Source organism: Leptothrix sp. (in: b-proteobacteria) (genome assembly GCF_965250675.1).
GTDB lineage: Bacteria > Pseudomonadota > Gammaproteobacteria > Burkholderiales > Burkholderiaceae_C > Sphaerotilus.
Window position 1 is genome coordinate 123,743 of the sequence record NZ_CBDFPH010000008.1, and the last position, 25,526, is coordinate 149,268.

General features: G+C 68.4%; 26 protein-coding genes. 11 read left to right on the forward strand and 15 right to left on the reverse strand.

What is annotated here, in order from left to right; genetic code table 11:
• Window positions 1–28 precede the first annotated feature (28 nt).
• The 5 genes from eat (at window position 29) to sixA (ending at window position 4,933) form a co-directional block, all read left to right on the forward strand.
• Window positions 29–1,438 carry an ethanolamine permease gene (eat, locus tag AC5IG3_RS09725; protein WP_491906098.1) on the forward strand — a complete coding sequence of 470 codons (1,410 nt, stop codon included), beginning with the start codon at window positions 29–31 and terminating at the stop codon, window positions 1,436–1,438.
• Between the two features lie 23 nt (window positions 1,439–1,461).
• Window positions 1,462–2,865, forward strand: a complete 1,404-nt coding sequence (locus tag AC5IG3_RS09730; protein ID WP_491906099.1) for an ethanolamine ammonia-lyase subunit EutB — start codon at window positions 1,462–1,464, stop codon at window positions 2,863–2,865.
• Between the two features lie 21 nt (window positions 2,866–2,886).
• Window positions 2,887–3,711 carry an ethanolamine ammonia-lyase subunit EutC gene (gene eutC / locus AC5IG3_RS09735; protein WP_491906100.1) on the forward strand — a complete coding sequence of 275 codons (825 nt, stop codon included), beginning with the start codon at window positions 2,887–2,889 and terminating at the stop codon, window positions 3,709–3,711.
• Between the two features lie 146 nt (window positions 3,712–3,857).
• Window positions 3,858–4,409 carry an outer membrane beta-barrel protein gene (locus tag AC5IG3_RS09740; protein ID WP_491906101.1) on the forward strand — a complete coding sequence of 184 codons (552 nt, stop codon included), beginning with the start codon at window positions 3,858–3,860 and terminating at the stop codon, window positions 4,407–4,409.
• A gap of 20 nt (window positions 4,410–4,429) precedes the next feature.
• The gene (sixA, locus tag AC5IG3_RS09745) at window positions 4,430–4,933 is read left to right on the forward strand and encodes a phosphohistidine phosphatase SixA (RefSeq protein ID WP_491906102.1); all 504 of its coding nucleotides are present in this window, start codon (window positions 4,430–4,432) and stop codon (window positions 4,931–4,933) included.
• Here sixA and AC5IG3_RS09750 read toward each other — a convergent pair whose 3' ends face one another.
• The 5 genes from AC5IG3_RS09750 to AC5IG3_RS09770 form a co-directional block, all read right to left on the reverse strand.
• Window positions 4,934–5,737 carry an enoyl-CoA hydratase/isomerase family protein gene (locus AC5IG3_RS09750; RefSeq protein ID WP_491906103.1) on the reverse strand — a complete coding sequence of 268 codons (804 nt, stop codon included), beginning with the start codon at window positions 5,735–5,737 and terminating at the stop codon, window positions 4,934–4,936. It abuts the gene before it with no gap.
• The gene (gene aroQ, locus AC5IG3_RS09755) at window positions 5,734–6,210 is read right to left on the reverse strand and encodes a type II 3-dehydroquinate dehydratase (RefSeq protein ID WP_491906104.1); all 477 of its coding nucleotides are present in this window, start codon (window positions 6,208–6,210) and stop codon (window positions 5,734–5,736) included. Before aroQ ends, AC5IG3_RS09750 begins: the two co-directional genes overlap by 4 nt.
• A gap of 69 nt (window positions 6,211–6,279) precedes the next feature.
• Window positions 6,280–7,827: a methyl-accepting chemotaxis protein gene (locus tag AC5IG3_RS09760; RefSeq protein WP_491906105.1), complete on the reverse strand. Its 1,548-nt coding sequence runs from the start codon at window positions 7,825–7,827 to the stop codon at window positions 6,280–6,282.
• A 200-nt stretch (window positions 7,828–8,027) separates the two neighbouring features.
• On the reverse strand, window positions 8,028–8,270 hold the full coding sequence (locus AC5IG3_RS09765) for an acyl carrier protein (RefSeq protein WP_491906106.1): 243 nt from the start codon (window positions 8,268–8,270) through the stop codon (window positions 8,028–8,030).
• A 212-nt stretch (window positions 8,271–8,482) separates the two neighbouring features.
• Entirely contained in the window at window positions 8,483–9,988 is a 1,506-nt protein-coding gene (locus tag AC5IG3_RS09770; RefSeq protein ID WP_491906107.1) for a bifunctional aminoglycoside phosphotransferase/ATP-binding protein, read from the reverse strand.
• A 118-nt stretch (window positions 9,989–10,106) separates the two neighbouring features.
• Here AC5IG3_RS09770 and AC5IG3_RS09775 point away from each other — a divergent pair, with 118 nt between their 5' ends.
• Together AC5IG3_RS09775 and AC5IG3_RS09780 are read left to right on the forward strand one after the other, a co-directional pair.
• A complete protein-coding gene (locus AC5IG3_RS09775; protein WP_491906108.1) occupies window positions 10,107–10,712 on the forward strand; it encodes a LemA family protein in 606 nt (201 codons plus the stop codon).
• A gap of 10 nt (window positions 10,713–10,722) precedes the next feature.
• Window positions 10,723–11,607: a TPM domain-containing protein gene (locus tag AC5IG3_RS09780; RefSeq protein ID WP_491906109.1), complete on the forward strand. Its 885-nt coding sequence runs from the start codon at window positions 10,723–10,725 to the stop codon at window positions 11,605–11,607.
• A 64-nt stretch (window positions 11,608–11,671) separates the two neighbouring features.
• On the opposite strand, the gene AC5IG3_RS09785 is transcribed toward AC5IG3_RS09780, so the two are convergent.
• Window positions 11,672–12,100 (reverse strand): Hsp20/alpha crystallin family protein, encoded by a 429-nt coding sequence (locus AC5IG3_RS09785; RefSeq protein ID WP_491906110.1) that lies wholly within the window; start codon window positions 12,098–12,100, stop codon window positions 11,672–11,674.
• A gap of 222 nt (window positions 12,101–12,322) precedes the next feature.
• Between AC5IG3_RS09785 and AC5IG3_RS09790 the strand changes: the two genes are divergently transcribed.
• Window positions 12,323–13,024 carry a phosphoribosyltransferase gene (locus AC5IG3_RS09790; protein WP_491906111.1) on the forward strand — a complete coding sequence of 234 codons (702 nt, stop codon included), beginning with the start codon at window positions 12,323–12,325 and terminating at the stop codon, window positions 13,022–13,024.
• A gap of 71 nt (window positions 13,025–13,095) precedes the next feature.
• Complete coding sequence (locus AC5IG3_RS09795; RefSeq protein ID WP_491906112.1) at window positions 13,096–13,563, forward strand: host attachment protein; 468 nt, start codon at window positions 13,096–13,098, stop codon at window positions 13,561–13,563.
• Window positions 13,564–13,579: 16 nt separating this feature from the next.
• On the opposite strand, the gene ftsH is transcribed toward AC5IG3_RS09795, so the two are convergent.
• Entirely contained in the window at window positions 13,580–15,433 is a 1,854-nt protein-coding gene (gene ftsH / locus AC5IG3_RS09800; RefSeq protein ID WP_491906113.1) for an ATP-dependent zinc metalloprotease FtsH, read from the reverse strand.
• Between the two features lie 109 nt (window positions 15,434–15,542).
• On the opposite strand from ftsH, the gene AC5IG3_RS09805 reads away from it, so the two are divergent.
• A complete protein-coding gene (locus tag AC5IG3_RS09805) occupies window positions 15,543–16,136 on the forward strand; it encodes an IMPACT family protein (protein ID WP_491906114.1) in 594 nt (197 codons plus the stop codon).
• Window positions 16,137–16,142: 6 nt separating this feature from the next.
• Here AC5IG3_RS09805 and AC5IG3_RS09810 read toward each other — a convergent pair whose 3' ends face one another.
• The 6 genes from AC5IG3_RS09810 to AC5IG3_RS09835 form a co-directional block, all read right to left on the reverse strand.
• Complete coding sequence (locus AC5IG3_RS09810) at window positions 16,143–17,237, reverse strand: GNAT family N-acetyltransferase (protein WP_491906115.1); 1,095 nt, start codon at window positions 17,235–17,237, stop codon at window positions 16,143–16,145.
• Between the two features lie 139 nt (window positions 17,238–17,376).
• Entirely contained in the window at window positions 17,377–18,408 is a 1,032-nt protein-coding gene (locus tag AC5IG3_RS09815) for a tyrosine-type recombinase/integrase (protein ID WP_491906116.1), read from the reverse strand.
• A 16-nt stretch (window positions 18,409–18,424) separates the two neighbouring features.
• Window positions 18,425–19,108 (reverse strand): DUF484 family protein, encoded by a 684-nt coding sequence (locus tag AC5IG3_RS09820; RefSeq protein WP_491906117.1) that lies wholly within the window; start codon window positions 19,106–19,108, stop codon window positions 18,425–18,427.
• 16 nt (window positions 19,109–19,124) lie between these two features.
• Entirely contained in the window at window positions 19,125–20,009 is an 885-nt protein-coding gene (gene dapF, locus AC5IG3_RS09825) for a diaminopimelate epimerase (protein WP_491906118.1), read from the reverse strand.
• 36 nt (window positions 20,010–20,045) lie between these two features.
• Complete coding sequence (locus AC5IG3_RS09830; protein ID WP_491906119.1) at window positions 20,046–20,930, reverse strand: LpxL/LpxP family acyltransferase; 885 nt, start codon at window positions 20,928–20,930, stop codon at window positions 20,046–20,048.
• The gene (locus AC5IG3_RS09835; RefSeq protein WP_491906773.1) at window positions 20,927–21,823 is read right to left on the reverse strand and encodes a lysophospholipid acyltransferase family protein; all 897 of its coding nucleotides are present in this window, start codon (window positions 21,821–21,823) and stop codon (window positions 20,927–20,929) included. The genes AC5IG3_RS09830 and AC5IG3_RS09835 overlap by 4 nt, the downstream gene beginning before the upstream one ends.
• Window positions 21,824–22,024: 201 nt before the next feature.
• On the opposite strand from AC5IG3_RS09835, the gene metK reads away from it, so the two are divergent.
• Window positions 22,025–23,206 (forward strand): methionine adenosyltransferase, encoded by a 1,182-nt coding sequence (gene metK / locus AC5IG3_RS09840; protein ID WP_491906120.1) that lies wholly within the window; start codon window positions 22,025–22,027, stop codon window positions 23,204–23,206.
• A gap of 62 nt (window positions 23,207–23,268) precedes the next feature.
• Here the strand turns inward: metK and nosR are convergent, their stop codons facing one another.
• Together nosR and AC5IG3_RS09850 are read right to left on the reverse strand one after the other, a co-directional pair.
• Window positions 23,269–24,564, reverse strand: coding sequence for a response regulator c-di-GMP phosphodiesterase, NosR family (nosR, locus tag AC5IG3_RS09845; RefSeq protein WP_491906121.1), 1,296 nt, complete (start codon window positions 24,562–24,564; stop codon window positions 23,269–23,271).
• Complete coding sequence (locus AC5IG3_RS09850; protein WP_491906122.1) at window positions 24,561–25,523, reverse strand: ATP-binding protein; 963 nt, start codon at window positions 25,521–25,523, stop codon at window positions 24,561–24,563. The genes nosR and AC5IG3_RS09850 overlap by 4 nt, the downstream gene beginning before the upstream one ends.
• Between the last annotated feature and the right edge of the window lie 3 nt (window positions 25,524–25,526).

Below are 25,526 nucleotides of genomic sequence, written 5' to 3' on the forward strand. Positions count from 1 at the left end.
ATAGCCGCCCAGCCCGCCGCCCTTCAGCATGAAGCATTCACACCCTTCACTGGAGCGCATGCACATGACGCAACAACTCAAGCCCACGCTCAACACGTGGCACCTCTGGGGCCTGGCCGTCGGCCTGGTGATCTCGGGCGAGTACTTCGGCTGGAGCTTCGGCTGGGGCAGTGCCGGCACGCTCGGCTTCATGGTGGTCGCGCTGATGGTGGCGCTGATGTACACCTGCTTCATCTTCAGCTTCACCGAGCTGACCACCGCCATTCCGCACGCCGGTGGCCCCTACGCCTACGCGCGCCGTGCTTTCGGGCCGAAGGCCGGTTTCATCGCCGGCTTTGCCACGCTGGTGGAGTTCGTCTTTGCGCCGCCGGCCATCGCGATGGCGATCGGCGCCTACCTGCAGGTGCAGTTTCCGGGCGCCAACGCCAAGGCGATGGCCGTGGGCGCCTATGTGGTGTTCATGACGCTCAACATCGTCGGCGTGCGCACGGCGGCCACCTTCGAGCTGGTCGTCACGGTGCTGGCGATCTTCGAGCTGCTGGTGTTCATGGGCGTGGTCGCGCCGAGCTTCTCGGTGGCCAACTTCGCCGCCAAGGGCTGGGCCGGGCAGGACGAGTTCAGCCTGATCGCGCTGGGCGGCATGTTCGCGTCGATTCCGTTCGCGATCTGGTTCTTCCTGGCCATCGAAGGCGTGGCCATGGCCGCCGAGGAAGCCAAGGACCCCAGGCGCACCATTCCGGTGGCCTACATCAGCGGCATCATCACCCTGGTGATCCTGGCCATCGGCGTGATGGTGTTTGCCGGCGGCGTGGGCGACTGGACCAAACTGAGCAACGTCAACGACCCGCTGCCGCAGGCCATGAAGTCGGTGGTGGGCGAGAACAGCGGCTGGCTGCACATGCTGGTGTGGATCGGCCTGTTCGGGCTGGTGGCGTCCTTCCACGGCATCATCCTGGGCTACTCGCGGCAGATCTTCGCGCTGGCGCGCGACGGCTATCTGCCGGGCTGGCTGGCCGACGTCCACCCCCGGTTCGGCACGCCCTACAAGGCGATCCTGGCCGGCGGCGTGATCGGCATGGCCGCCATCTTCAGCGACGAGCTGATCCGCTTCGGCGGCCAGACGCTCACGGCCAACATCGTCACCATGAGCGTGTTCGGCGCCATCGTGATGTACATCGTCTCGATGTTGTCGCTGTTCCGCCTGCGCCAGAGCGAGCCCGGCCTGGAGCGCCCGTTCCCGGCCATCGGCTACCCGGTCATGCCCGCCATTGCACTGGCGCTGGCCTGCGTTTGCCTGGCGGCGATGGTCTGGTACAACACCCTGCTGGCAGGCGTGTTTGCCGGCCTGATGGCGCTGGCCTACGGCTACTTCCTGACCACCACCCAGCAGCGCGCCGCGCGGTTGCCACAAGCGCCGGCCACTGCGGCCACCCCCTGACGCCCTGATCACCCGCTGCCGCCATGCCCTACCAGCACACCATCGCCGGCCACACCTGGCAGTTCCGTGACCTGAAGGACGTGATGGCGCGGGCCACGCCGCACCGCAGCGGCGACGCGCTGGCCGGCATCGCCGCCGGCAGCGCGGTCGAGCGCATGGCCGCGCGCCTGTGCCTGGCCGACCTGCCGCTGCAACGCTTTCTGGACGAGGCGCTGATCCCCTACGAGGACGACGAGGTCACGCGCCTGATCTTCGACCGCCACGACCGCGCCGCCTACGCGCCCATCGCGCACCTGACCGTCGGCGGACTGCGCGACTGGCTGCTGAGCGACGCCGCCGACGCGGCCACCCTCACCGCCCTGCGCCCGGGCCTGACGCCCGAGATGGTGGCCGCCGTCAGCAAGCTGATGCGCCATCAGGACCTGATCCTGGTGGCGCGCAAATGCCGCGTCGTCACGCGTTTCCGCAACACCATCGGCCTGCCCGGCCACCTGGCGGTGCGGCTGCAGCCCAACCACCCGGCGGACTCGCTCACCGGCATTGCCGCGTCGATGCTCGACGGCCTGCTCTACGGCGCGGGCGACGCCGTCATCGGCATCAACCCGGTCAGCGACAGCCTGCCGCTGCTGACCGATCTGGTGAAGATGCTCGACGAGGTCATCCAGCGCTTCGAGGTGCCGACGCAGAGCTGCGTGCTCACGCATGTGACCAACACGCTGCAGATGATCGAGGCCGGCGCGCCGGTCGACCTGGTCTTCCAGTCGGTGGCCGGCAGCGAGGCCGCCAACAGCAGCTTCGGCATCAACCTGGCGCTGCTGAAAGAGGCCCATGAGGCGGCGCTGTCGCTCAGGCGCGGCACGCTGGGCGACAACGTCATGTACTTCGAGACCGGCCAGGGCAGCGCGTTGTCGGCCAACGCCCACCACGGCGTCGACCAGCAGACCTGCGAGGCCCGTGCCTATGCCGTGGCGCGCGAATTCGCGCCGCTGCTGACCAACACCGTGGTCGGCTTCATCGGGCCGGAATACCTCTACGACGGCAAGCAGATCATCCGCGCCGGCCTGGAAGACCACTTCTGCGGCAAGCTGCTGGGCCTGCCGCTGGGCTGCGACGTCTGCTACACCAACCATGCCGAGGCCGACAGCGACGACATGGACACGCTCATGACGCTGCTCGGCACGGCGGGTCTGAGCTTCATCATGGGCATTCCGGGCGCGGACGACATCATGCTTAACTACCAGAGCACCTCCTTCCACGACGCGCTCTACCTGCGCCGCGTGCTGGGCTTGAAGCGCGCACCCGAGTTCGAAGCCTGGCTGCAGAAGATGGCCATCACCGACGCCGCCGGCGACCTGCGCGCCGTATCCGCCAACCACACGCTGCTGGCGCAGATGGCGCGGCAGCCGCAGCTGGGCCTGCTGACATGAGCCTGCCGGGCTGAAGCCGCCATGACCGACCGCACCGACCTGACCGACCCCACCACCCCCGTCACCCCCGACCCGTGGACCGCGCTGCGCCGCCACACCCAGGCGCGCATCGCGCTGGGCCGCAGCGGCGTCAGCCTGCCGACGGCCGAGCTGCTCCACTTCGGCCTGGCCCACGCCCGGGCGCGCGACGCCGTGCACCTGGCGCTGGACGCCACCGCGCTGTGCGAGGCGCTGCAGGCCGAAGGCTTTGCCACGCAACGCACCGCCAGCGCCGCACCCGACCGCGCCACCTACCTGCTGCGCCCGGACCTGGGCCGCCAGCTGGGCGACGCGGCCGCCGCCGGGCTGCGCGCCAGCCGCCCGGCCGATGCACCCGCGATCGACCTGCTGATCGTCATCGGCGATGGCCTCTCGTCGCTGGCCGTCGCCCGCCAGGCGTTGCCGCTGCTGCGCGCCGTGCGCCAGCTGACGCCGCAGGGCGAAGCGCTCATCGGCACCGCAGCGGCGCCCATCGTGGTGGCCACGCAGGCGCGCGTTGCGCTGGGCGACGACATCGGCCAGGCGCTGGGCGCGCGCACGGTGGCGATGCTGATCGGCGAGCGGCCCGGCCTCAGCTCGCCCGACAGCCTCGGCCTCTACCTGACCGCCGCGCCGCGCCGGGGCCGCACCGACGCCGAGCGCAACTGCATCAGCAACATCCGCCCCGAAGGCCTGAGCCCCGCGCGCGCCGCCTACAAGCTCTGGTGGCACGTGCTGCAGTCGCGCACGCTGCAGGCCACCGGCGTGGCCCTCAAGGACCTGAGCGACACCCAGCCGCTGCCGCGCCTGGGCGCACCACCCGGGTGAGGTGTTTGAGTTGAGGCGCCTGGGTTGATGCGCGTGAGCCGCAGCTTGTTTCGTTTTGTTTGCGCTGCCGCAATTCCGGCTGCGCCTGCTCACATGCGCCGGGTTTGCTTACGTCTTACGCTCAAAGCCGTGAGGCAATGCCAACCATGGTTACAAACACCCTTCCCCGCACTTTTCCCCGCATCTCCACCTCGGCCTGCCAGGCCATGCTGCTGATGGTCAGCCTGAGCCTGGGCGCCGCCGCGCAGGCTCAGTTGCGGGCGCCATCGGCCAGCACCTTCGGGCCGAGCCTCACGGCGGCCGTGGGCGACTCCGACTACGGCACGGCCGTCAAGCTGCAATACGGCCAGCCCATCAGCCCGCACGTCGGCTGGGAGTTGCAGGCCGCGACACTGGGTTCGGAGCGCTACCGCCGTTTCGGCTTCGACTACAGCGATTCGGCCTGGACGGTGGGCGGCTCGGCGCTGGCCGGCTTCGGCCTGAGCAATACGGTCAGCCTCTACGGCAAACTGGGGGCGCACTACCTGCGCGTGCAAAGCCCGGGCGGGCTGCGCGTGGACGGCAGCTCGTTCGAGCTGGGCGTGGGCGGCGGGCTGAACTGGCAGTTCACGCCGGGCACGTCCTTGCGCTTCGAGCTGGAAAACATCGGCGGCTACGGCGGCGACCTCGTCACCGTGGGCCTGCAGTTCCGGCTCTAAAACCCATCCGTCCAGCCCTGATGACGCAGCAGCGCCAGAAGCTCTACCTGCTGCGTCACGCCACCGCCCAGGATCGCCACCTGGGCCTGCCGGACGCCGAACGCCAGCTCATCGCCAAGGGTGAGCGCCAATCCCGCCGTGTGGCCACCTGGTGCCAACGCCACGGGCTGCGCCCGGGCCGGCTGCTCTGCAGCCCCTTGCCACGCGCGCAACAGACCGCCGCCTTGCTGGCCCAGCATCTGCACGCCTGTCCCACGCCCGAGACGGCGAACTGGCTGTGCATCCACACCCCCACGGCGCAGGCGCTGGCGCAGATCGGCCCGCTGCTGGACGCCGCTCAGCCCGAGGCCTGGCTGGTGGGGCACGAACCGGATCTGTCGGCGCTGATCGCCGCGCTGCTGTGCCAGACCGAGCCGGTGCTGGCGCCCAAGAAAGCCTCGCTGACGTGTCTGGCGCTCGACGCCCATTCATCCGCGCCCGGCCAGTTGCTCTGGCATCTGCCGTGCGAGTTGATGGACGTCTGATCAGCGCCCCGTGAACACCGGCGCACGCTTCTCGGCGAACGCGAGCAGGCCTTCCTGAATGTCCGCGCTGGCGGCGCACTGCGCTTCACGCTCGCGCAGCTGCGCCAGATCGAGCCGGCCGGCGGCGATGTCATTGAGCGCGAGCTTCATGCCCTGCATCGCCAGCGGCGCGCCCTGTGCCAGCATGGCGGCCAGGGCGTCGACGGCATCGTCCAGCGCGTCAGGCGCGACGCACTGGTCGAGGTAGCCCAGCCGCAGCAACTCATCGGCTGGCAGCGTCTCGGCGCACATGAACAGCCGCTTGGCGGTGGCCAGCCCGAGGCGCGACACATAGCGCTGCAGGCCGCTCGGGTAGTAGTGCAGGCCGAAGCGCACCGCCGGCATGCGCAACTCGGTGGCGTGGACGCCGACGCGGAAATCGCACGCCAGCGCCAGGTCGGTGGCGCCGCCGTAGACGCCGCCCTGCAGGCGGCAGACGGTGGGCAGGGCGAGCTGCTCCAGCGCGTCGACCGTTTCCTCGAACAGGCGCGGCGTGTGCGGGCCGTGGTCGCTGAGTTCGGTCAGATTAGCCCCGGCACAGAAGGCGCGGCCCTCGGCCTGCAGCACCAGCACGCGCACGGCGGGCCAGTCGCCGCCGGCGTGGGCCTGCGCGGCCAGCAGGCCGATCAGGCGCTGCAGCTCATGCAGGTCTTCCAGGTGCAGCCGGTTCATGCGGCCGGGGCGCTGGAGCGTGATGCGCGCCACCGCGCCCGCCACCGTCAGCTGCGGCAGGCCTTCAGGCACCGGCGCCGGGGCGCGGCTCATGCCGCTTTGGCAACTGCAGCAGCGCGGGCCTTGCGGGCCAGGCCTTCGAGCGCCAGCTCGTAGCCGTCCACGCCGAAACCGACCACGATGCCGGCGGCGGCGGGCGAGATGTAGGAGTGGTGGCGGAACGCTTCGCGGGCGTGCACGTTGGAGATGTGCACCTCGATCACCGGCAGCGGGCCGACGCCCTTGATCGCGTCGTGCAGCGCCACCGAGCTGTGCGTGTACGCACCGGCGTTGAAGACGATGCCGGCCAGCTCACCGGCGCGGAAACGACGACCGGCGTCATGGATGGCATCCAGCAGCACGCCTTCGTGGTTGCTCTGCAGGCACTCGATCTCGAAGCCGAGCTTCTGGCCGTGGGCGCGGCAGAGGTCTTCCACATCGGCGAGCGTGGTCGAGCCGTAGACGGCCGGCTCACGCGTGCCGAGCAGGTTGAGGTTGGGGCCGTTGAGGATCAGGACGGTGGACATGGCGTGACGGGTCATCAGTGATGGGGCGCCAATTATTGACGCACCGGCCCGCCCGCCGTCCGTACGGCATCAAGCCATCTCGAACACCGCCACCGTCTGCACCAGGCGGTTGGCCTGGTCCTTGAGGCTCTCGGCGGCGGCCGCGCTTTCTTCCACCAGCGCGGCGTTCTGCTGCGTGACGCGGTCGAGCTGCGCCACTGCCTCGCCGATCTGGCCGATGCCGCGGCTCTGCTCGACGCTGGCGGTGCTGATCTCGCCCACCAGGTCATTGACGCGGCCGACCTGGCTGATGATGTTCTCGATCGCCCGGCCCGCCTGGCTGACCTGGCTGCTGCCGGCCTCCACGCGGTCGACGCTGGCGCCGATCAGGCTCTTGATCTCGCGCGCGGCATCGGCCGAGCGCTGCGCCAGGCTGCGCACTTCGCTGGCCACCACGGCAAAGCCCCGGCCTTGCTCGCCGGCGCGGGCGGCTTCCACCGCAGCGTTGAGCGCCAGGATGTTGGTCTGGAAGGCGATGCCGTCGATCACGCCGATGATGTCGCCGATGCGGCGCGAGTTCTCGCTGATCTGGCCCATCGTCGTCACCACGTCGGCCACCACCTGCCCGCCCTGGGCAGCGGCCGCGGACGCGGCCTGCGCCATCTGGCTGGCCTGGCGCGCGGTGTCGGTGTTGTGCTGCACGGTGGTGGTGAGTTCCTCCATCGAGGCGGCGGTCTCTTCCAGGTTGGCGGCCTGCTCTTCGGTGCGCTGACTCAGGTCGGCGTTGCCCACGGCGATCTGCGCGCTGGCCGTCGAGACCGACTCCACGCCCGAGCGCACCTGGCCGACGATGCGGCGCAGGCTGACCTGCATGGTCTGCATGGCCGCCAGCAGGCTGCCGATTTCATCGTGCCCGGTCGCGGCAATGTCACGGCGCAGGTTGCCGGCGGCCACGCGCTCGGCGGCGTCCAGCGCCTGCTGCATCGGCACGGTGATGGAGCGGGCCATCAGCACGCCCAGCGTCAGCGCGATCCCCACCGCCACCGCGCCAAGCGCGGTCATCCAGATCTGTCCGGCCTGATGCGAGGCTTCGATGTCATGACCCGAGGTTTCGATCACCTGCCGCTCCAGCGCCACCAGCTTGTCGATGGCCGTGCGCACCGGCTCCAGCAGCGGCAGCGTTTCCTCGACCATCTTGGTGCGGGCGGCCTCTTGCTGACCGCTGCGGACCAGTTCCAGACTTGCGTTCGCCGAGGCGACATAGCCGTTCCGGGTTGCCACGATCTCGGCCAGCAGGGCCTTGCCTTGCGGCAGCTCCAGCAACTTGTCGAGCGTCGCCAGTTCGGCGTCAACCTCCTGGCGCTGCCTGTCGATGATGGCAAAGACACGTTGCTGCGCCTGCACATCCGGCGTCAACGTGGCTTCCAGCACGCGTGAGGCGTTGCCCCGCGTCAGCGCAGAAATATTCAGCGCCGCGTTCAGCTTGACCACGTCTTCGCTGATGAGTTGCTGCGCGACGTCGTTGACATCGTTCAGGCGCACGACACCCACCGCAATCGTGACCAGCAGCAGCGCCATCAGCGTCGCGAAGGCCAGCATCAGGCGCGGACCGATCTTCAGGCGGGACAGGAAATTCATGGCACGACTCACTTTGGTGTTCTCAGCCCAATCCAGGCGCCAGCCACATGGCATGGCGCACACCATTCGACCGAATGGCAGTGGTCAATGCTAGAGATCACGGCGAAGTCCGTGGCGTCGAATAGCGTGGTCGTGATGGACCATTTCGTTGCACCGCACCATCAAGGTGCCACTTCAGGGCGTCCGCAAATCAGGCGCCTCTAGGCGTGGGCGGCGCAGTACTCGACCAGCTGATCCAGCGTGTGCAGCCGCGCGGCTTCGGCATACGGAATGTCCACGCCCAGCAGGTGGTCGATCTCGATGAGAAAGTTGTGCCAGTCGTCCGAGTCCAGATCGATCTGGCGGCGCAGCGGCTCGGCAGGCGCAATGGCCGCAGCATCAACCTCAGGCGCCACGCTGGTCAGCGCCTTCAGCAAGGTGGCCTGAATGCCGGGTGGGTTCATCGTGTGACTCCTCGGGTGGGACGGCGTCGTCGCGCGAGCCTTCGACGATAGGTACGCCCGCGCTCCCTCCCATTGATGCGGCGCAAGAGGGCGAGCGTAAATCCCCCTCGGTCCCCCTTTGTCAAAGGGGAAAGGAATACAAGGCAAGGCGGTGCGATGCGAAGAGGGTCTTCCTCCCCCTTTGAAAAAGGGGGCCGGGGGGATTTGCGATCTCACCACACCACCCCGCCCACCGCTGCCGCGTCCAGCGTCACGCCCCGTTCAGCCTCCCCCAGCGGCTCCACCCAGCTCTGCTGCCGCTGCAGCACCGCCAGATCCGCCTCCGACGCATCGTCGCCGCGCCCGCTGCGCGCCTGCACGCGCTGCGCCAGCACCGCAGGGTCGGCGTGGCAGTGCAGTATCGTGAAGGGCACGCCGCATTCCAACGCCAGGGCCGCAAAGCGGTCACGCTCGGCGCGCTTCAGAAAGGCCGCATCGACGAGGGTCGGCCAGCCCGATTGCAGGCTGATGCGCGTCAGCTCGGCCAACCGCTCGAAGGTGCGCCTGCCCGCCTCGGTGCCGTAGATGCCACCGGGCACCGCCGCCGAACGCTGCAGCGCCGCCAGCCCGAACAGCCGCTTGCGCTCCACGTCCGAACGCAAGCGCACCGCGCCCGCCGTTTCCAGCAGCCCCTGCGTCACCCAGGTCTTGCCGCTGCCCGACAGTCCATGGGTGATCAGCAGGCGCGGTGCAGCGGACTGGATCAGGTGCCGAGCCAGCGCCAGATAGTCCGGACCGACCGTTGAGGCATCAGGCCGCAGGGTCTGCACCATCGCCCGGACCAGCGCGCGGTAGACCAGATAAAAACGCAACCCTGGCAGGCCGGCGTAGTCGCCGCTGGCCTGCAGGTAGGCATCCAGAAAAGCCCAGGCCAGGTCGTGCCGCTGATGGGCGAGCAAATCCATCATCAGGAAGGCGATGTCGCTGAGTACGTCGATCCAGCGCAGCGCGGGGTTGAACTCGATGCAGTCGAAGGCGGTGGCCGCGCCATCCAGCAGCACGGCATTGGCCAGGTGCAGGTCGCCGTGGACCTCGCGTACCGCGCCTTGTGCCCGCCGCGCCTGCCAGTGCGTTTGCAGCACGGGCGTCTGTTGGTCGATCCAGGCGCTCAGGTCAGTCACCTCGACGCCTTGTTCTTTCAGCTGTCTCAGCACCTGAGCCACGGCCTCGCCCACCACCTGCGGCGTACCGCAGGGGTCTTCGACGCGAGCGCGCGGCGCTGCCGCATGAAAGACGGCCAGCCGTTGCGCCAGGCCCTGCAAGTGGCCGCGCTGCAGCGTTCCAGCGGCGAGTTGCTCGCTCAGCAGCGCACCGGCGGGAAAGCGCCGCATCTCGACGGCGTGGTCGATCACGCTGGTGGCGCCCATCGGGTCGTGGCTCAGTTCAGGCGCCTCGGCGCTGCCAGTGATCGCGACCACGCCCAGATACAGCGCCGGCGCCAGACGGCGGTTCAGGCGCACTTCTTCCAGGCAGTCGAGCCGGCGCGCTTCGGCGGTGCTGAAGTCCAGAAAGCCCAGCTGCACCGGCTTGCGCAGCTTGTAGACCCGCTCGGGCGTGAGCAGCAGCCAGGAGATGTGGGTCTCGATCAACTCGGCACCACCCAGCCGCCGCCGCAGCGTCTCCACCAGCACCTGGCCGGTGGCAAGAGGATGGGATGAGGGCAGAGCCAGGTCGGACATGCCGCCCAGTGTGCCGCCGCGATCCACGGTGCTCCTTGACCCGCGACAAGCCGAGCGCCGCCGCGCGCTTTAGCATCGCCCTGCGGCGGACTGCGCCGCAGCTTCAAGGATTTCCACCATGCGACGCCTACTCTCCACGCTGCTGTTCCTGCTCGCCATGAGCCTGACGGGCTGCGGCTACAACCAGTTGCAGGCCGGCGACGAGCAGGTCAAGGCGCAATGGGCCGAGGTGCTCAACCAGTACCAGCGCCGCGCCGATCTGGTGCCCAACCTGGTCAGCACCGTGCAAGGCGCAGCCAACTTCGAGCGCAGCACGCTCGAAGCGGTGATCAAGGCCCGCGCGCAGGCCACGTCCATCAATGCCACGCCCGAGCTGATCAACGACCCGCAGGCCTTCGCCAAGTTCGAGGCGGCGCAGCGCGAGTTGTCGGGCTCGCTGGGCCGGCTGCTGGTCACGGTCGAGAAGTACCCTGACCTGCAATCCATCGCCGGCTTCCGCGACCTGCAGGCGCAGCTCGAAGGCACCGAGAACCGCATCGCCGTGGCCCGCAAGCGCTACATCGAAGCGGTGCAGGCCTACAACCTCACGGTGCGGTCCTTCCCCAGCAACCTGACGGCGATGATGTTCGGCCATCAGGTCAAGCCCAGCTTCACCGTGGCTGATGAGCGTGCGATTGCGGTGCCGCCGGCGGTCAACTTCTCAACCCCGGCCAGCAAGCCCTGAGGCCGGCGCGATGAGCACCTTGCGCTGGTGGGCGTGGCTCGCGTTGATGTGCTGGCTGCCGCTGACGTGGGCAGCCAATGCCGCCAGCGCGGCCAGCGACCTGATTCCGGTGCCGCCGCTGCGCGCGCTGGTCACCGACCTGACGCAGACACTGACGGCCGAGCAGCAGGCGGCGCTCGAGCAGCGACTGCGCGCCTTCGAGACCGAGAAGGGCTCGCAGATTGCCGTGCTGATCGTGCCGACCACGCAGCCCGAGGCGATCGAGGCCTATGCGCTGCGCGTGGCCGAGCAGTGGAAGCTCGGCCGCAAGAAGGTCGACGACGGCGTGCTGCTGCTGGTGGCCAAGGACGACCGCAGCCTGCGCATCGAGGTCGGCTACGGGCTCGAAGGCGCGGTCAACGACGCCACCGCCAAACGCATCATCGAAGAACGCATCACACCGCGCTTCAAGGCCGGTGACTTTGCGGGGGGCATCAATGCAGGCACCGATGCGCTGCAGCGCCTGATCACCGGCGAGGCCTTGCCTGCGCCCGAAGCCCCTGCAGCCGGGAGTGAAGAAGTGTGGCCCATGCTGCCGGTGCTGGCCGTGTTCACGCTGGTGATCGGGGGCATCTTGCGCGGCCTGCTCGGACGCGGACTGGCCGCACTGGCGAGCGCCGGCGTGATCGGCATGCTGGCGTGGTGGATGGCGGGGGCGCTGTGGATTGCGCTGCTGGCCGCCGCGGCCGCCTTTGTCTTCACGCTGGTCGGGCGCATGCCGCGCGGCGGCGGAGGTGGCGGAGGTGGCGGCGGCTGGGGTGGGGGTGGCCGAGGCGGTGGAAGTGGCGGTGGCGGAGGTTTCGGCGGCGGGGGCGGTGGCGGCTTCGGCGGCGGCGGCGCCTCGGGGCGCTGGTAGGCGCAGACCGAAAGGGTGACGGGCGGAAACCCTCTGCCCGTCACCCTGAAACCCCCAGCAGCGCTTACTTGATCGCCAGTCGCTTGGCTTCCGACGACGCCTTCTTGGGCAGCTTGAGTTCCAGCACGCCGTTGCTGTAGGAGGCTTCGGCCTTGTTCTGGTCGACCTCGCTGCCGAGCGTGAAGCTACGGCTGGCCCAGCCGTAGCTGCGCTCGGAACGCAGCACGCGCTCGCCTTCCTTCTCTTCCTTTTCTTTCTTGATCTCGGCGCTCAGCGAGACCATCGGCCCGTCGATGCGGATGTCGATGTCCTCCTTGCGCACGCCGGGGATTTCGGCCTTGACGATGTACTGGCCATCGATCTCGCTCACGTCGAGCTTGATTTGCGGTGCAGTCGCTTCGGGCGCATCCCATTGCAGCGGTCGCAGCAGGCTGCGGAACGCGCCGTTCCAGGGATCGCCAGCCAGCAGATCGGGGATTCGCAGTTGAGCCATGACGTTGTCCTTTCGTGTGAATTGACCAGGTGGGGTGAGTGGACCGGAGCCCATCACATCCACCATGTTGGCGTGGTCCGTTTTCACGCTTTTGCGGCGCGTCAATTCGGTGCAAGCACTGCCCGTTGCCCTGTGTGCAGTTGATGCGCCGCAAGGCAGGTCCATCCGGCTTGAACGAAGGTGAGGACTCGATCAATATCCACAGGAACCGGGAGCCACACCATGAACCGCAGCTTCAAGGATCGTTCAGAGGCGGGTCAACTGCTGGCCCAGGCGGTGATGGCTCGCCATTTGAGCCAGCCGGTGGTGCTGGCCTTGCCAAGGGGTGGTGTGCCGGTGGCGCTGGAAGTGGCGCGGGCGCTGCGGGCGCCGCTGGACCTGTTGCTGGTGCGCAAGATCGGAGCGCCTGACCAGCCCGAACTGGCGATCGCTGCGGTGGCAGAACTGGCCGCACCGCCAGCGGGCGTCACACATGAACTGGCGGTCGATGCTGAAACGCTGCACTACAGCGGCGCCACGCGGGCAGACATCGATCAGCGCGTGCCGCAGGCGCTGCAGGAAATCGCACGCCGCCGGGCGCTCTACCTGCATGGGCGTGCGTCGCCCACCCTGGCCGGCAAAACTGTCGTGGTGGTGGATGACGGCATTGCCACCGGTACCACCTTGCGCGCGGCGCTGCAGGCGGTGGCACAGGCACGGCCCGCGCGGCTGGTGGTCGCCGTGCCGGTGGCACCTGCAGACACGGTGGCCGCGTTGCGCCTGCAGGCCCAGCCTCACATCGATGAGGTGATCTGCCTGCGAGAGCCAAACTTCTTCCAGGCTGTGGGCGCGTACTACCGCTACTTCGATCAGGTCGAAGACCAGGAGGTGATCGCCTTACTGGACAAGGCGAACGGGGTGACGCACTCATTGCCATCGGCTTGACATGACGCAGGGCGGTCAGCGTGGAGACTTCCATGATCGACAGGATCTGATCACTGCCGATGGAGTTGCACATGAAGCCCAAGCCCGAATGGATCGTCGTTGCCAATGCGTCGCTGGCGCGCTTTTTCAGCCGTGACCAGCCGGACGCTCCGTTGGTGCCTGTGGCGACGCTGCAGCACGACGAAAGCCGCATGAAGGTGAGCGAGCTGGTCGCCGACCGCACCGGCCATGAAGACAACGACTCGCACCGTGGCGGCGCCATGTACGAGCCGCGCACCGACCCGCGCCGCAAGGAACACCAGCGTTTTGCGCATGAGGTCGCCCAACGCATCGATCAGGGCCTGGCGGCGGGCGACTTTGAAGGCCTCACGATCCTGGCCTCGGCCTCTTTTCTGGGCGATCTGAAGGCGCAGTTGAGCGATGCAGCCACCAAGGCCCTACGGGCCAGCCACGATGTCGATCTGACAAGCGAGACCCCCCTCGAACTGGTGGCGCACCTGGCACAACTGGCTCACCCGACGAGCCCGTCATCGCGCTAGTTCTCCAAGGGTTTATTCAGGAGCTGTCTTTCACGGTCTGAAGATCGGCCGTGAGCGCACCCAGTTCACCTTCATCGAGCGTCTCACGCTCCAGCAAGGCGATGACGCACCGGTCCAGCACCGCGCGATTGGCCTGCAGCAGCGCCGTGGCCTGGGCGCTGGCCTGCAGCAGCAGCATGCGCACCGCATCGTCAATGGCCTGGGCCGTCTGCGCGCCCGTGGGCTCAGCCTGCGGTGCAATGGCATCCCGCAGGAAGAGCGACCTTTCGCGGGCGAAGGCGACCGGGCCGAGTGCGGCGTCCATGCCCCAGCGCAGCACCATGTCGCGCGCCTGGTCGGTGGCCTTGGCCAGGTCGTCGGCGGCGCCGGTCGACGGCTCGCCGAACACCAGCTGCTCGGCAGCGCGCCCACCCAGCAGTACGGCCAGGCGGTCCATCAACTCGGTGCGGCGCAGCACGTGGCGGTCGTCGCTGGGGCGCTGCAGGGTGTAGCCCAGCGCGCCCACACCGCGCGGCACGATCGAGACCTTGTGCACCTTGTCCGTCCCCGGCAGCGACAGCGCCACCAACGCGTGGCCCAGCTCATGGCAGGCCACCAGCCGGCGCTCGGATTCGCCCAGCAGGCGATGGCGTTTCTCGATGCCCGCGACGATGCGCTCGATCGCCTGGGTGAAGTCGGCCAGCGTCACCGCGTCGGCATTGCGCCGGGTGGCCACCAGCGCGGCCTCGTTGACGACGTTGGCCAGGTCCGCACCGGCAAAGCCGACCGTGATGCCCGCCACCTGCTCCAGGTCGAGGCCGGGCAGCAGCGTGATCTTGCGGGCGTGCACGCGCAGGATGGCGAGCCGGCCCAGCCGGTCGGGCCGGTCGACCAGCACCTGGCGGTCGAAGCGGCCGGCGCGCAGCAGCGCGGGGTCGAGGATCTCGGGCCGGTTGGTCGCCGCCAGCAGCACCACGCCGACACTGGGGTCGAAGCCGTCCAGCTCGACCAGCAGCTGATTGAGCGTCTGCTCGCGCTCGTCGTGCCCGCCGGTTGTGAAGGCGCCGCGCGCCTTGCCGAGCGCATCCAGCTCGTCGATGAAGATGATGGCCGGCGCGGCGGCGCGCGCCTGCTCGAACAGGTCACGCACGCGGGCGGCGCCGACGCCGACGAACATCTCGATGAACTCCGAGCCGCTGATCGAGAAGAACGCCACGCCCGCTTCGCCCGCCACCGCGCGCGCCAGCAGGGTCTTGCCGGTGCCCGTCGGCCCCATCAGCAGCACGCCCTTGGGAATGCGCCCGCCCAGGCGGCCGTGGGCCTGCGGGTTCTTGAGGAAATCGACGATCTCCTGCAACTCGGCCTTGGCTTCATCGACGCCGGCGACGTCCTCGAAGCGCACGCCGGTCTGCTTTTCCATGTAGACCTTGGCGCGGCTGCGGCCGATGCCAAGCAGCCCACCGCCCAGGCCGCCCCCCAGCCCGCCACCGGCCATCTTGCGCGACAGAAAGCTCCAGACGCCAAAGAACACCAGTGTCGGCAATATCCACGACATCAACTCGCTCAGCCAGGTCGGCTCGTAGGCGTGCGAGTAGGTCACGCCGAACGGCGCCAGCCGCGCGGCCACTGCCGGGTCGACCAGTTCGGCGATCACCACCTGACGGCCCTCGGCATCCGGCGTCTTGAGCTTGCCGGTGATGAGCTTGCTGCCGACGCTGACCTCGCTGAGGCGGCCTTCGCGCAGGTACTGCTCGAAGGTGCTGTAGGGCAGCACCTCGACCGTGCCGCGCTGGTTCCACCAGGTGCTGAGGGCCAACATCGCCATCAGCGCAACCAGCAGCCAAGCGAGGTCGTAGCGGGTGGATCGAGGCGGGCGGACAGGGGTTTCCATGCTGCAGCCCACTCTAGGCCTGTGCCGCCGCGCGGGCTTGATCTCCGGCAAGCAGGCCCCAGGCGGGTGGCGGGCGTAGCATGCGGCGCCCGACCTTGCACTGTCCCCCATGCCCTACACGCTGGCCGCCCCCGTTCACAGCGAGCTGCTGATCCGCAAGAGCCGCTTCATCGGCTGCGTCATGCCCATGGCCGACCGCGCCGGTGCCGTCGCCCAGGTGGCGGCGCTGCGGGCGCTGCACCCCGGCGCAGCGCACGTCTGCTGGGCGCTGCTGGCGGGCGGGCAGTCGGCGGCGGTCGATGACGGCGAGCCCAGTGGCACCGCCGGCCGGCCGATGCTCGACGTGCTGCGCCACCAGGACCTGGAAGGCGTGCTGGCCACCGTGGTGCGCTACTTCGGCGGCGTCAAGCTCGGCGCCGGCGGCCTGGTGCGCGCCTACACCGACTGCGTCGCCCAGGCGCTACTCGCCGCCACCAAGATCCCCCGCCAGCGCCTGCGCACGCTGCACTGCGTGGTGCCTTATGCGTTGGAAGGCTGGCTGCGCCGGCAGATCGAGGCCGCAGGCGCGACGCTGCTGCAGGTCGAGCACGGCGCGCTGGTCGAGTTGCGCCTGAGCCTGCCGGAGGATGCCGCGCCGGGCTTCATGCAGCAGGTCAATGACGGCGGGCAGGGAAGGGTGGGGTGGGTGGACGCAACCGGTTGAGGCGCATCAGGAGGCGAAAGGCACCTGATGAAAAACGTCACCTGAACGGTTCAGGAGGCGCATGCCGAAAATACCGTCCGCGCCATATTTCTTTTTCAAATCGACGGGAGTCAACCCCACGTCCGGCGCATCCGGCAGGTGTGAGCCATACGCAACCAGACCATCGTCCGAATATCCGATCATGGGATAGCGCGCGAGAAATTCCTGCAGCGCAGAGCCCCGGCCCATCTGCATGGCATAGATCACATCGTCGTCGCCCTTGACGTCCGACACCACGGCGCCCCAGTTGCGCTTGTGGCGATACACGCCGTCATCGAAGAAAGGACGGCTCATGCCCAGATCCAGATACCCCAGATTGCGGCTCTTGGCGTGGAGCATCATGTGGACGTAAAGCGCAGACTGGACGCCCTCCCGGACCCAGTTCTGATCGCCATTCAGGATTCCGACGCGGTGGTAGTGCAGGCCGTTGTCACGCTCGATGCAAAGGGTGGCCGCCACGTCCAGCCCGTTCGCGCTGGCGATCATGAGAAAACCCTGCTCGAACGCCGCCTTCAGTGACTCGTACGGATCCAGGGCCACAAAGCCGGAAAACTGCCGTTGAACATGGGGAACAAACATGTCCCTGTAAAACGCATCGAAATCAGGCACCGATCGAGAGATACGCACAGAGTAGGTATCCCCTTTGGCGTATTTGTTGAAAACCGTCTTGTTCCGGTCGCGGAATTTTCTTTTGACCATCTCCAGCGGTTCCGACAGATCAATATGCTGGCGCACCAGCTTGGGGGACGAAACCAGCTTGCAGCCGTCCACGCCCTGCCACCCAGGCTTCATTTCCAGAATGCAGAAATCTGCGCCAACCTTCCTGATGAAGCGATCCAGCAAGGGAAGAAAAACTCGACGCGACAGGAGACGGGTGTGAGGACCATCGAAGGTCTTGTCCAGGAAATACCCTTCTGTCACTGATTTTCTTTGAACACCGAGCAGAACCAGCAGCGGTTCGCCGTCGGCTGAAATGCGGCCCCTGACAAGAACGACATCCAGAAAAACTCGGGTGTAGAGCGTGTACAGCACACGTTTCAGCGGATGGAAAATAGATTTCACGGTCGGACTCCCTGCAGACAGGACCGTTTCTTCGGCATCTCTCCCGTTTTATTGAGGCGTACCGCTGCAGGCCGGGGCAAAACGCAAAAAACTGCTCGGAATTGACCGTTCGTTGACGCCGAAGGCAGCAACTCGGCGTTTATTCGTCAGCTTCTGGCGCAGAAGAATTTTTTTTATCAACAGCATTATCAATAGACTTGTCAACAGATTGACTGCGTGCCCGCGGGTGCGTGGCGTCGTAGACCTTGGCCAGGTGCTGGAAGTCGAGCCGGGTGTAGATCTGCGTGGTGCTGATGCGGGCGTGGCCCATCAGTTCCTGCACGGCGCGCAGGTCGCCGCTGGACTGCAGCAGGTGGCTGGCGTAGCTGTGGCGAAGCATGTGGGGGTGGATGTGGCTGCTCAGGCCGGCCTGGCTGGCGCGCTGGCTCAGGCGGCGGCGCAGCTGGCCGTCGGTGAGGCGCTGTCCTTGCTGGCTGACGAAGAGGGCGGGCTCGCCGGCATCGGCCAGCTGCTCGCGCACCGCCAGCCAGGCACGCAGCGCGGCCAGTGCGGGCGCGCCCACCGGCAGCACGCGGCGCTTGCTGGCCTTGCCGAGCACGTGGGCGTCGGCGCTGTCCAGGTCGATCCAGCCGCGCGCGGCGGGGTGGTAACGGTGGTCCAGCCCGGTCAGCTCGGCCATGCGCAGGCCGCAGCTGTAGAGCAGCTCGGTGATGGCGTGGTCGCGCACGTCAAGCACCTGCTGGTGCGCGCTGAGGTCGCGGTCGGGCGTCGCATGGTGCTCGAAAGAGGCCAGCGCCACCGCCTGGTCGACCGGCAGCGCCTTGGGCAGCGGGCGGGCGCCGCGCGGCGGGCGCAGGCCATCGACCGGGTTCATCGCCACATGGCCTTGCTGGCCGAGCCAGCGGTACAGGCCGCGCCACGCGGCCAGGTGGATGGCGATGCTGCGCGGCCCGAGGCCTTGCGCATGCAGCCGGGCCGACCAGTAGCGCACGTGCTGCGGGCGCACGGCCAGCAGGTCGACCGCCTTGGCCGCAGCGCCAGCCTCCAGCCGCTGCAGCGCCTGGGTGTACATGACCAGTGTGCGGTCGGCCAGGCGGCGCTGCACGCGCAGGTAGGTCAGGAACTCGCGGGGCAGCTCGCCCAGCGGGGCCGGGGTGTCGGGCTCGGCCACGGCGACCTGCGGCGGGTCAGTCCGCTGCCGGCAGCAGGCGGGTCAGCGCGGCGCTGGCGAGTTCGCTGACGCGGACCAGGAATTCGGTGCCCATCTCGGCGCTGTAGCGGGTCGGGTCGGGCGAGGCCAGCACGAGCAGGCCGAAGGCCGGCGCCGACAGCGCACGGCGCAGCGGCACCAGCGCGATGGAGGTGATGTGCTGCGGCTCGGGCAGCCACTGCACCGCCTCGAACGCGGCGTTGGCGCCGCAGTAGGGCACGGTCAGGCCGGCGGTGAAGTGGCGGGCCTCGGCGCTCACGGCGGCGGCAAACGGCTCGTTGGCGAATTCGGGCGCCACGTCCCACAGCCGGATCGCCACCTGAGGGATGAGGAACTGCTCCTGCAGGTCGAGCACCAGCGCGTCGGGCAGGTCGCGCGCGTCGGGCACCAGCATCAGCGAGCGGGTCCACTGGTGCAGGCGGTCGGTGAAGCCGGCGTTCTCCTGGCCATGGCGGATCATGTCCATGATGCGGCGCTCCAGCCCGCGGATGCGCTCGCGCAGCATCTCCATCTGGCGCTGCTGCAGCGAGATGGCGCGCGCGCCGTGCGGGTTGGCCAGCTCGACGCTGGCCAGCAGTTCGGCGTGGCGCTCGAAGAAGCCCGGCGTGTTGGCCAGGTAGTTGGCGATGTCGTCTTCGGTGATGCCGTCGATGGGGGTCATGTCGGTTCCGGGGTTCTCAGGCATCGGAGGCCAGGGCGGGAGCGGGCAATTCCACCTCGCCGGTGTAGACGGTCTGCGCCGGCCCGGTCATCAGCACCGGCTGGCCAAGACCCGCCCAGCGGATGGTGAGCCGGCCGCCGCGCGTGTGCACGTCGACCGTGTCATCGAGCCAGCCGGCGCGGATGCCCGCCACCACCGCCGCGCAGGCGCCGGTGCCGCAGGCCAGGGTTTCGCCAGCACCGCGCTCGTAGACGCGCAAGCGCACCTCGCCGCGCGAGACCACCTGCAGGAAGCCGGCGTTGACGCGGCGCGGAAAGCGCGCATGGCCTTCGATCAGCGGCCCGAGGCGCTCGACCGGCGCGGCGTCGGCATCGGCCACGCGCAGCACGGCGTGTGGGTTGCCCATCGAGACCACAGCCACATCCACGCTGCCTTCAGCGCCCAGGTCCAGCGGCCACAGCTCGAAGCCGTTCTGCAGCTGCGGCGTCAGGCCGCTGGCGTCGAACGGAATCTGCGCGGGCGTGAACACCGGCTGGTTCATGTCGACGGTGACGCGGCCGTCGGGCTGCATCGTCAGTTCGAGCTGGGTGGTGACGGTTTCGACCCGCACCGTGTCGGCGTCGGTCAGGCCCTGCTCGCGCACGAAGCGCACGAAGCAGCGCGCGCCGTTGCCGCACTGCTCGACCTCTTCGCCGCTGCCGCCGTTGAAGATGCGGTAGCGGAAGTCGACGCCCGGCGTGGCGCTGCGCTCGACCACCAGGATCTGGTCGGCGCCGACACCGAAGCGCCGGTCGCCCAGGAAACGGTAGTCCGCCGGCGTCAGGGCCAGCGGCGTGGCGGTGGCGTCGAGCACGACAAAGTCGTTGCCCGCGCCTTGCATCTTGGTGAAACGCAGCTTCATGGCGGGATTATCAGCAGGTGTTTCGCGCGTCAAGGCTCAATAAAGCGGGGCTTCGCCGGCCGGCCGGGTCTTGAAGCGCTTGTGGACCCAGAGGTACTGGCTCGGGTTGCGGCGGATTTCGCTCTCGATCCAGCGGTTCATGTGCTCAGTGTCGGCCACCGCGTCGGCGCTGGGGAAATCGTGCCAGGCGGGCAGGAAGCGCACCTTGTAGCCGGCGCCGCCGGGCAGCATCTCGGCCACCACCGGCTGCACCACCATGCCGAGTGCACGCGCCATGCGCGACGGTGCCAGCAGCGTGGCCGCAGGCACGCCGAAGAAGGGCACGAAGGCGGCGTCACGCGCACCGAAGTCCATGTCGGGCAGGTTGAAGAAGGCGTCGCCGCGCTTGATGGCGCGCATCAGCGGCTTGGCGCTGTCGCTGCGCGGGTAGATCTCGGCGTTGCCGAAGCGCAGCCGGCCGGCCTTCATGGCGGCGTCGAACACGTCGCTGCTCTGCTGCTGGTAGATCGAGCCGACGCGGCGGCTCTGGAACAGCTGGGTGGCAACGCCGGCCACATCCAGCGCCAGGAAGTGCGGCACCAGCCACATCACCGGACGCTCGCTGCGCTCGGCCAGGCCGACGTCGCCCTCGACCTGGATCAGCCGCCTGAGCCGCGCCGGCGACGCATACCAGAGCACGCCACGCTCGACAAAGCTGCGGCCGACCCAGCCGAAGTGCTCGCGGGCGGTTGCCGTGCGCTCGGCCTCGGTCTGCTCGGGAAAGCAGAGTTCGAGGTTGCGCAGCGCGATGCGGCGACGCGAGCCGGCCAGGCGCCACATCAGCGCACCGATGCCCCGGCCCAGCGCGGCTTGCACGTTCAGCGGCAGCCAGTGCAGCAGCCAGATCAGGCCCAGCAGGGCACGGGAGAAGAAGGCGCTCATGTCTCGTTTTTGGGCGTGGTTTTTGTTGTGGTGTCGATCGCGGCAGGCAGGGGGCGGGGCTGCTTGTAGCGGTGGTAGCCCCAGAGGTACTCGCCCGGCTGCGCCAGGATCAGGCCTTCCATGGCGCGGTTGATGACGCCGGCGGCGGCTTCGGCGCCAGCCTCGGGCGCGGGCAGCGTTTCGGGCGGCGGGCTGACGCGGATGACGTAGCCGCGCCCGCCGGGCAGGCGCTCGCAGGCCAGCAGCAGCCAGGCCGCGCCGGTCTGCTGCACCAGCCGCGCGGCCAGCGTCATGGTGTAGGCCGGCTGGCCGAAGAAGGGCGCCCAGACGCCCAGGCCTTCGGGCGGCACCTGGTCGGGCAGCAGGCCGATGGTGCCGCCGGCGCGCAGCGCGCGGATCATCTGCCGCACGCCGGCCAGGGTGGCCGGCGCGGTGAGCAGGCCGGGGCGGTCGCGCGCGCTCGTCATCAGCTCGCGCAGCCAGGGCTGGCGGGCCGGGCGGTAGAGCGCGGTCATGGGCTGGACGTGGCCCCAGCGCTCGGCATAGGCCTGCGCAATGATCTCGAAGCAGCCCAGGTGCGGCGTCAGCATCACCAGCCCGCGACCGGCGGCCAGGGCCGCATCCAGATGCTCGGCGCCCTGCCACTGCACCAGCAGGCCGAGCGGGCGGTGCGGCGGACGACACCACAGCCACGGCAGCTCCGCCACCATGCGGCCGGCCGAGGCCACCGCCGGACGCGCCACGCGCCACGGCAGGCCGGCCTGTGCGGCGGTCTGGTGCATGCGGTGACGGTAGGTGGGCGACGCGGCATACGCCAGCCAGCCCAGAAAAGCACCGATGCGCTGCAATAAGCCCAGCGGAAGGCGGGCTGTTAGACGGAACAGGGTTGATATCACGGCATTAAAATGAGATTTCGCCGAGTTAAAGAACAACTTGCGGGGCGACGGGCCGGAGACCCAGGCATGACTTCATGCACGGATTGTCCGACACGCATCACCGGGTGGTGATGAACAAGAACCGCTAAAGCGTTCGCCGCGAACTCCGCAAGAGGACCCAAGGCGAACCGCCCCACCTCAACCACACTGGAGTTTTCCGTGGCGAACGACTTTCTCTTCACCTCCGAATCGGTCTCCGAAGGCCATCCCGACAAGGTCGCCGACCAGATCTCGGACGCGATCCTCGACGCGATCTTCGAACAGGACCCGCGCAGCCGCGTCGCCGCCGAGACGCTGTGCAACACCGGCCTGGTGGTGCTGGCCGGCGAGATCACGACCAACGCGCATGTCGACTACATCCAGGTCGCGCGCGACACCATCAAGCGCATCGGCTACGACAACACCGAGTACGGCATCGACTACAAGGGCTGCGCGGTGCTGGTCGCCTATGACAAGCAGTCGAACGACATCGCCCAGGGCGTCGACCATGCCTCCGACGACCACCTCAACATCGGCGCCGGCGACCAGGGCCTGATGTTCGGCTACGCCTGCGACGAGACGCCCGAGCTGATGCCCGCGCCGATCTACTACGCCCACCGCCTGGTCGAGCGCCAGGCCCAGCTGCGCAAGGACGGCCGCCTGCCCTTCCTGCGCCCCGACGCCAAGAGCCAGGTGACGATGCGCTACGTCGACGGCAAGCCGCACAGCATCGACACCGTCGTGCTGAGCACCCAGCACAGCCCCGAGCAGAGCCTGGGCGACCGCATGACGGACTCGTTCTACGAGGCCATCCGCGAGGAACTCATCAAGCCGGTGCTGCCCAAGGAATGGCTGACCGAGAACACCAAGTACCTGATCAACCCGACCGGCCGTTTCGTCATCGGCGGCCCGCAGGGTGACTGTGGCCTGACCGGCCGCAAGATCATCGTCGACACCTACGGCGGCGCCTGCCCGCACGGCGGTGGCGCGTTCTCGGGCAAGGACCCGAGCAAGGTCGACCGCTCGGCCGCCTACGCCGCCCGCTACGTGGCCAAGAACATCGTCGCCGCCGGCATCGCCAAGCAGTGCCAGATCCAGGTGGCCTACGCCATCGGCGTGGCCAAGCCCATGAACGTGACGGTCTACACCGAAGGCACCGGCGTGATCCCCGACGAGCGCATTGCGCAGATCGTGGGCGAGGTGTTCGACCTGCGACCGAAGGGCATCATCCAGATGCTCGACCTGCTGCGCCCGATCTACACCAAGACCGCGGCTTATGGCCACTTCGGCCGCGAAGAGCCCGAGTTCACCTGGGAGCGCACCGACAAGGTCGCCGTGCTGCGCGACCTGGCCGGGCTGTGAGGAACGGACCGGCCTTCAGGGGCAGGCCCATACCCTGAGCCAGGCTTGATGCCGCTGCCGCCTCATGGCGGCGGCGGCTCGATGAAGAACTCCAGCGGCTCACCCTGGCGGGCCTCGAAATCGCGCAGCCGCTCGATCAGGCTGGCGGTCAGCTCATGCCCGGCCGACAGCATCAGCATGCCGTTGCTGGACAACAGGTCGGCGGACAGCACCATGCCGGACTGGAGCGCCACCGAGGGCAGCGGTGCCATCGCCGGCCGCGCAGGCTCGGTCAGCGACGCGAAGGCCGCCAGCACCACCGGGTCGAAGCGCGTGCCCCGGCCGAGCTTCAGCGCCTTGCGGGCCTCGACCGCCGTCAGTCGGGCGGCGGCGCTGTGGCTGTTCTGCAGGTCATCGAAAGCGTCCGCCACCGCCAGGATGCGCGCGCCCAGCGGAATCATCTCGCCGATCAGCTTGTCCGGGAATCCGCTGCCATCGAAGCACTCATGGTGGCTGCGGATGATGGGCATCAGCGGCTGCATGTCCTCCAGCGCCATCAGTGACTGCTCGGCCTGCAGGGTGTGCTTGCGGTAGCTCGACATTTCCTCGAAGTTGTAGCGGTCCACCGACTTGAAGAGCGTGGCCTCGCTCATGCCGATCATGCCGATGTCATGCAGCAGGCTGGCGACGAAGATCTGCAGCACCTGCTCCTCCGACAGCGCCATCTTGCGGGCAATGTCCCGGGCGGTTTCCGCCACGCGCCGGCCGTGGCCGGCGAACTTGGCACCGCGCAGTTCCAGCAGGTTGGAGAAGACCTTGATGGACTTCAGGTAGTGGCGATTGAGCTTCTCGTTGGCCTCGGCCAGGTCCGCGGTGCGGGCCTGCACGCGCGTCTCCAGTTCGGCGTTGAGGTGCTTGAGCTCCTCGTTCTGCTGGTGGGCCAGCGCCTCCAGGCGCTCCTTGTCGCGCTGCAGCGTGAGCCGGCTCAGGCCTTCGCGCACGCAGGCGAGCAGCTCCTGCTCGTCCCAGGGCTTGTTGACGTAGCGGAAGATGCGGCCGCGGTTGATGGCGGCGATGGTCGAGCTCATGTCGGCAAAGCCTGTCAACAGGATGCGCACCACCGACGGCCAGCGCAGGTGGACCTGCTCCAGCAGCTGGGCTCCGTCCATGCCGGGCATGCGCATGTCGGAGATGACCAGATCGATCGGCAGGCGCTCCAGCATCTCGAGCGCCTCGGCGCCGCTGGTGGCCGTCAGCACGATGTGGCCGTCGCTGCGCAGCACGCGCTTGAGGGCGGCCAGGATATTGACCTCATCGTCGACGCACAGCACGGTCGACGCCGCCGCCTTGTCCGGACCGGTCACCGGGAGCGTGTTCATGGCTGGGCCGCCGCGCTGCGCCTGACCGGCAGCGTCAAGCGAAAACAGGTGCCGCGGCCGACCTCGCTTTGCACGCTCAGCAGGCCGCCATGCTTCTTGGCGATGCCGTAGGACAGCGACAGTCCCAGGCCCGTGCCCTTGCCCACCGGCTTGGTGGTGAAGAAGGGGTCGAAGATACGCGTCAGGTTGTCCCTGGGCACGCCACAGCCATCGTCCTCGACCTCGATCCACACCCAGTCGCCCTCGGTGCCGGTGCGGATAGTGATGGTGCCGCGCTCCTTGTCGATGGCGTGCGCAGCGTTGACCAGCAGGTTCATGAAGACCTGGTTCACCTCGGAGGCCAGGCACTGCACCTCGGGCAGCGCACCGTAGTGGCGCCGCACCTCGGCCTTGTACTTGATCTCGTTGTTGACGATGTTGAGCGTCGAGTCGATGCCCTTGTGCAGATCCGTCCACTGCCATTCCTGGCGCGCATCGACGTGCGAGAAATCCTTCAGGTCCTGCACGATCTTGCGCACCCGCGTGATGCCCTCGCGCGACTCGGCCATCAGCGTGGGCACATCGTCCTTGAGGTAGTCGAGCTCGACCTCCTCGCGCAGCGCGGCCAACTGCGCCGCCACCGGCGTGCCGACCAGCAGCGGCTCGGCCTGCTCGTAGGCTGCCAGCATGCGGAACAGGTCACCCAGGTAGCGCTCCAGCGTGCCGAAGTTGGAGAACACATAGCCCACCGGGTTGTTGATCTCGTGCGCCACGCCGGCCGCAAGCTGGCCGATCGAGGCCATCTTCTCGGACTGCACCAGCTGGTCCTGCGCGAACTGCAGCTTGCGGTTGAGGCTCGTCAGCTCGTCGTTGGTGCGCATCAGGCGGTCGATCTGATCGGCATACGGGCAGCTGGGGCAGCGCGCCGAGGCTACCGTATCAGCGCCTGCAGCAGGGGCGCAAGTGTCGGACAGACCCATGAA

Bases quoted from the DNA above. Each gene is read 5' to 3' on its own strand.
- AC5IG3_RS09785 (WP_491906110.1), bottom strand. From the start codon at position 12,100: ATGGCTCAACTGCGAATCCCCGATCTGCTGGCTGGCGATCCCTGGAAC.
- AC5IG3_RS09820 (WP_491906117.1), bottom strand. From the start codon at position 19,108: ATGACCCCCATCGACGGCATCACCGAAGACGACATCGCCAACTACCTG.
- eutC (WP_491906100.1), top strand. From the start codon at position 2,887: ATGACCGACCGCACCGACCTGACCGACCCCACCACCCCCGTCACCCCC.
- sixA (WP_491906102.1), top strand. From the start codon at position 4,430: ATGACGCAGCAGCGCCAGAAGCTCTACCTGCTGCGTCACGCCACCGCC.
- AC5IG3_RS09780 (WP_491906109.1), top strand. From the start codon at position 10,723: ATGAGCACCTTGCGCTGGTGGGCGTGGCTCGCGTTGATGTGCTGGCTG.
- AC5IG3_RS09790 (WP_491906111.1), top strand. From the start codon at position 12,323: ATGAACCGCAGCTTCAAGGATCGTTCAGAGGCGGGTCAACTGCTGGCC.
- dapF (WP_491906118.1), bottom strand. From the start codon at position 20,009: ATGAAGCTGCGTTTCACCAAGATGCAAGGCGCGGGCAACGACTTTGTC.
- AC5IG3_RS09770 (WP_491906107.1), bottom strand. From the start codon at position 9,988: ATGTCCGACCTGGCTCTGCCCTCATCCCATCCTCTTGCCACCGGCCAG.
- AC5IG3_RS09805 (WP_491906114.1), top strand. From the start codon at position 15,543: ATGCCCTACACGCTGGCCGCCCCCGTTCACAGCGAGCTGCTGATCCGC.
- AC5IG3_RS09850 (WP_491906122.1), bottom strand. From the start codon at position 25,523: ATGGGTCTGTCCGACACTTGCGCCCCTGCTGCAGGCGCTGATACGGTA.
- AC5IG3_RS09750 (WP_491906103.1), bottom strand. From the start codon at position 5,737: ATGAGCCGCGCCCCGGCGCCGGTGCCTGAAGGCCTGCCGCAGCTGACG.
- nosR (WP_491906121.1), bottom strand. From the start codon at position 24,564: ATGAACACGCTCCCGGTGACCGGTCCGGACAAGGCGGCGGCGTCGACC.
- aroQ (WP_491906104.1), bottom strand. From the start codon at position 6,210: ATGTCCACCGTCCTGATCCTCAACGGCCCCAACCTCAACCTGCTCGGC.
- AC5IG3_RS09740 (WP_491906101.1), top strand. From the start codon at position 3,858: ATGGTTACAAACACCCTTCCCCGCACTTTTCCCCGCATCTCCACCTCG.
- AC5IG3_RS09795 (WP_491906112.1), top strand. From the start codon at position 13,096: ATGAAGCCCAAGCCCGAATGGATCGTCGTTGCCAATGCGTCGCTGGCG.
- AC5IG3_RS09730 (WP_491906099.1), top strand. From the start codon at position 1,462: ATGCCCTACCAGCACACCATCGCCGGCCACACCTGGCAGTTCCGTGAC.
- ftsH (WP_491906113.1), bottom strand. From the start codon at position 15,433: ATGGAAACCCCTGTCCGCCCGCCTCGATCCACCCGCTACGACCTCGCT.
- eat (WP_491906098.1), top strand. From the start codon at position 29: ATGAAGCATTCACACCCTTCACTGGAGCGCATGCACATGACGCAACAA.
- AC5IG3_RS09830 (WP_491906119.1), bottom strand. From the start codon at position 20,930: ATGAGCGCCTTCTTCTCCCGTGCCCTGCTGGGCCTGATCTGGCTGCTG.
- AC5IG3_RS09760 (WP_491906105.1), bottom strand. From the start codon at position 7,827: ATGAATTTCCTGTCCCGCCTGAAGATCGGTCCGCGCCTGATGCTGGCC.
- AC5IG3_RS09765 (WP_491906106.1), bottom strand. From the start codon at position 8,270: ATGAACCCACCCGGCATTCAGGCCACCTTGCTGAAGGCGCTGACCAGC.
- AC5IG3_RS09775 (WP_491906108.1), top strand. From the start codon at position 10,107: ATGCGACGCCTACTCTCCACGCTGCTGTTCCTGCTCGCCATGAGCCTG.